Raw genomic sequence first — 4,401 nt, forward strand, 5'->3', positions numbered from 1 at the left:
CTCCTAATTTGTAATCCAGACCTTGGCTAAAGGATTCTTAAGGTTGGGCTTTTAAATCCCGACTAACTTGCGCAGCTAAACTGCCATACTTCGCTTTTTGCTTTAGTCTTTCAGCTTTCCTCCATATCTTTGCCGCATGGATGTTTTTGGTAAAGCACTTACTGATATTTACAGAAACGGCGAAGCCGATACGCTGTGGTTGCACAACTCTTATGGCGAACCCGAAGAAATGCCATTAGAATTTTTCTTTCGCGATGATGAAGATATGCCGGTTTTAGAACTGCAGGCCCTACACATGTGTACCGGCAAGGTTTTGGATATCGGAGCAGGAGTGGGGAGCCACGCCTTATTGTTGCAGGCCTTTAACATCGATGTTACTGCTATCGATATTTCTGAAGCTGCAGTAAATATTATGAAAGACCGTGGTGTGAGAAAAGCACAGGTGCATGATATTTTTACCTACCAGGAAAAATTCGATACCATTTTAATGTTGATGAACGGTATTGGCCTTACAGGTACATTGCCTGGCTTTAAAGATTTTTTGAACAAGATCAAAGATTTGCTTAATCCCGGCGGACAGGTCATTTTCGATTCATCGGATATTGCTTACCTGTACGAAGATATGCCTAAGCCCCAAAATCAGTATTACGGCGAGGTTTCTTACCAGTACGAGTACAAAGGAGAAAAGGGCAACTGGTTTAACTGGATTTACGTGGATGAAGAAACCATTAAATCGGTAGCTAAAGAAACGGGTTGGGACTGCGCAATTATTTTTGATGATGGCGAAGATCAGTATTTGGTCAAATTGACGCTGGCGCAATAATTTTAAAGTCATAAAGCCTTTCCTGTTCATTAATTGAATCGATGGTCTGCTACATTTGTTGAAATGAGCAGTACTAAAATTAAATTAAGCGTTTTAGATCAGTCGCCGGTGCGCAAAGGTGTTACCGCACGTAGGGCAATTGAAGAAACTACCTTGCTTGCACAAGAAACCGAGCGACTGGGCTACCATCGTTTTTGGGTTTCGGAGCATCACAATACTACTAGTTTAGCTGGTTCTACCCCCGAAATTTTAATTGCCCACCTGGCAAATCATACCAAAACCCTGCGTATAGGTTCGGGTGGTATTATGTTGCCCAATCACAGTGCGTTGAAAGTTGCAGAAAGCTTCCGTTTACTCGAAGTGATGCATCCAAACCGCATCGATCTGGGAATGGGTAGGGCACCCGGTACCGATCGTATTACAGCTTCGATGTTAAATCCATCTAACAATTGGAGCGAGCAGGATTTTATGGAGCAATTACGTGATTTACAGCATTACCTGCACGATACTTCGGATGGTGGAATTCAGGCTAAGATAAAGGCAATTCCGATTTCGGAAACTGTACCTGCGCAGTGGCTGTTAAGTAGCAGCGGACAAAGTGCAGTGTTTGCCTCTCATTTTGGTCTCGGCTTTTCATTTGCCCATTTCATTAATCCACATGGCGGACCTCAGGCTGTTCAATACTACCGCGATCATTTTAAACCTTCGGTTGATTTGGCCAGACCGGTTGATAATGTTGCATTTTTTGTTTTCTGCTCAGAAGATGAAGAGAAAGTTAGGCAGCAGGAAGCTTTAATGAGTCATCGCTTTTTGCAATTGGAAAAAGGAGGAGGCTTAACTTCCACCGGTTGGGAAGATATTAAACATATAACCTATACTGCTGCGGAACAGGAACGGATAAATGCAAATAAACCCCGAATGATTTATGGAACGCCTGATGTGATTAAGGAGAGACTTAGTAAACTCGCTGCTGATTATGATGTAGATGAATTGATGGCTGTTACCATTACCGAACATTTCGAAGACCGGATAAAATCTTATCAGTTACTGGCTGAAATGTTTTTATGATAAATCTTACTGTAGGTGTCAGATATTGCTATCTGACACGCTTTAGGTCTATTTAACTACGCTAATGCAAATCATTGTAATTAATGATTTTAACATCCGGGTTTTTAACTAAAATTTCTTCCATCCATTTGCGGTGTGATGCACCAACGCCAACTACAACACGTTTGGCTTTTTTTGTTTTTGCCTGTTCGATAATGTTTTTGCACATGCCTTCATTTCTTAAGGTCCATTGTGCAATCATTGCTTTAACGCTTTCTGTCGGGAAACCCGCGTAGCCGTAAAAATGGGGGCCACCATAAAAATTCCAGGCTTCATCCAACACGCCATATTTTGTTGTATTCATTCCTGCATACGCATCAGCATTAAAAGCTTTTTCTTCTTCGGGTGTATAGCTCCAGTAAGCTTCTATGGCTTTCATTGTTGCCCCTTCTGGTGAGCTACTATCGGCTTTGGCTTTTTTGATCAATATTTGAGATAATGAATCTGTTTCGGCCCAGGCTATGCTCCATGGTTTATCGTAAGTTTGGCAATCCATATTGTAAATTTGATCTTGTTTTAACTGATAAATTAACGGAAAATAGATTTTGGCATACTCACTGCCTGTGCGGTAAAAGCCAAACTTTTTTAGCGAGTCAGTACCTCCGAACATTTTGTTATACGCGGCCTGCTCTTCTTTGCCGAAGCTGTTTTTCATATAGTTTTCCAGTACAAAAATCTGATAGTCTGCATTGCCGCGGTCCCAGTTTTTGGCATAATTAACCGCAAGGTTCATGCGGGTTTTATGGTAGTAGGCAAATGATGCAAGCGCCTTCTTATCTTTTTTAATCTGGGTAGATAGATTTTTGACGTTTTCGGGGTTGCGTTTTTCCAGATAATTCTGTCCTTTATCAAAGGCTTTTCTTGCCCAGTTATCGGCTTCCAGTTTGGCGTAATCGCTTTTTGGTAGATATTCGCCAAAAACCATATCAGGTTTAAAGTTTTTCAACTTATCAATAATCAGCTGAAAGTTTTGGGTCGATTTGGAATTGTCGTGGGCAGAACCTACAATTACAATTTCTATCTGATTTTGGGCATTTGATTTAACTGAAACACCAATTAAAAGGAATAATGCCAGGCTAAATTTTGTTATAATTTTCATCGTGAACCGGGTTTGTGTTTTTGTTGGTTCAAAGATGCGTAGTGCTGCTTAGCGGTGCTATTTAATTATCCCAAAGGCTTATAATATTATCCCAACGCAAAAATTGGATAGCGGGCTGCTTGTAGCCGGAAATAAAAGGTTGGAATAAAGAACTGAGGCTTTGATCCTGAAAATCAGTTTCGCATCAGTTTTTGATTAAACCCGACAATTAATTTAAACAGATCATTGTATTCGGTAAGAGGCAGGTTTTCGGCTACATCAAACACATCGTGATAGGCCGCAGGCCCACCCTGGGTGTAGATAAAGAATGCAGGTACCCCACTTTCGGTAAAGAAATAATGATCGCTGTTGGCTGCTTTGCCGCGAGGGTTAATTTTGCTAATGTAATGGTGTTCGTTATTGATTTTATTCAGGTCGGCGAATGCTTTTGGGTAAACGCTGGCATTTACTACGGTCATTCCGCTTACTCCGGTTCCTACCAGGTCTAAATTGATCAGAAATTTGATTTTGGATAAAGCTACCAGCGGGTTTTCTACAAAATACCGCGACCCCAGCAATCCGGCTTCTTCGGCAGCGAAACAGATAAAGCCAATGCTATAAGGCTGTGGATTTGCAGCGTAATACTTAGCTAAACTTAATAGTGTTGCCACACCGGCTGCATTATCATTAGCACCGGGGAAATAGGTGTCTGCACCCATACCTCCTAAATGATCGTAATGGGCAGTAATGATTAAAAGCGAATCGGGATATTGGGTTCCTTTTACCAGACCGCATACATTGGTTGCAGTAAAGCTTTCGATAAACTGGTTTTCAATGTCAACATCAATTTCTTTGGGTAGCGTGCTAATGCTTTTTTTGTTAAGCTGAATGGTAGTGGTAGCGGCTACTTCGGTTGCTACAGACCAGGTGAGTTTATCTTTCAGCACGAGTTGCAGTGCCGGACTAGCTTCATATTTAACACTATCTATCTTTTTCAATACAGCCCGTTGCTTAAGGCCTTTACTTTCGTTGTTCACAATAAAATCTTTGCCCGGAATTAGTTTCTTACCGTTAATTTCGACCAGCATTTTACCAGGAAAAGTATTTACAGGGAAACTAAAAAATTGCTGATAATTGGTTCCCATAGGTAACAGGCCAATTTTCTTGTAGCTTTCAGCAAGGTAAGTGGCCGCTTTTTTCATCCCATTTTTAGTATAACCCCTGCCCCAAAATTGCTTAGCGGTAAGCGTATTAATTACATTGCGGGTATAAGTAGAATCTTGTGAGAAGCCTTTAAGAGCAAAGCATAAGAAGATGAGAAAGCCAAATTTTTTCATGCCGGAATTTAGTAAAATAAACTAATTGTTGATCGCTGGTCGGGATTTGTAATTAG

Annotated in this window: 4 protein-coding genes; 2 read left to right on the forward strand and 2 right to left on the reverse strand. The window is 41.0% G+C overall.

Annotated elements, in window-relative coordinates; genetic code table 11:
• Positions 1-136 precede the first annotated feature (136 nt).
• Together DBR40_RS26420 and DBR40_RS26425 are read left to right on the forward strand one after the other, a co-directional pair.
• The gene (locus DBR40_RS26420) at positions 137-823 is read left to right on the forward strand and encodes a class I SAM-dependent methyltransferase (protein ID WP_124562727.1); all 687 of its coding nucleotides are present in this window, start codon (positions 137-139) and stop codon (positions 821-823) included.
• A 63-nt stretch (positions 824-886) separates the two neighbouring features.
• Positions 887-1,891 carry an LLM class flavin-dependent oxidoreductase gene (locus tag DBR40_RS26425; RefSeq protein ID WP_124562728.1) on the forward strand — a complete coding sequence of 335 codons (1,005 nt, stop codon included), beginning with the start codon at positions 887-889 and terminating at the stop codon, positions 1,889-1,891.
• A 61-nt stretch (positions 1,892-1,952) separates the two neighbouring features.
• On the opposite strand, the gene DBR40_RS26430 is transcribed toward DBR40_RS26425, so the two are convergent.
• A complete protein-coding gene (locus DBR40_RS26430; RefSeq protein WP_124562729.1) occupies positions 1,953-3,029 on the reverse strand; it encodes a DUF5694 domain-containing protein in 1,077 nt (358 codons plus the stop codon).
• Positions 3,030-3,202: 173 nt separating this feature from the next.
• The gene (locus DBR40_RS26435; RefSeq protein WP_124562730.1) at positions 3,203-4,345 is read right to left on the reverse strand and encodes a M28 family metallopeptidase; all 1,143 of its coding nucleotides are present in this window, start codon (positions 4,343-4,345) and stop codon (positions 3,203-3,205) included.
• Positions 4,346-4,401: the final 56 nt, after the last annotated feature.

Origin of the sequence: Pedobacter sp. KBW01 (assembly GCF_003852395.1) — a bacterium.
Classification (GTDB): Bacteria; Bacteroidota; Bacteroidia; order Sphingobacteriales; family Sphingobacteriaceae; genus Pedobacter.

Excerpts from the sequence above, each read along its gene's own strand:
- DBR40_RS26430 (WP_124562729.1), bottom strand. The coding sequence starts at position 3,029 with ATGAAAATTATAACAAAATTTAGCCTGGCATTATTCCTTTTAATTGGT.
- DBR40_RS26435 (WP_124562730.1), bottom strand. The coding sequence starts at position 4,345 with ATGAAAAAATTTGGCTTTCTCATCTTCTTATGCTTTGCTCTTAAAGGC.
- DBR40_RS26425 (WP_124562728.1), top strand. The coding sequence starts at position 887 with ATGAGCAGTACTAAAATTAAATTAAGCGTTTTAGATCAGTCGCCGGTG.
- DBR40_RS26420 (WP_124562727.1), top strand. The coding sequence starts at position 137 with ATGGATGTTTTTGGTAAAGCACTTACTGATATTTACAGAAACGGCGAA.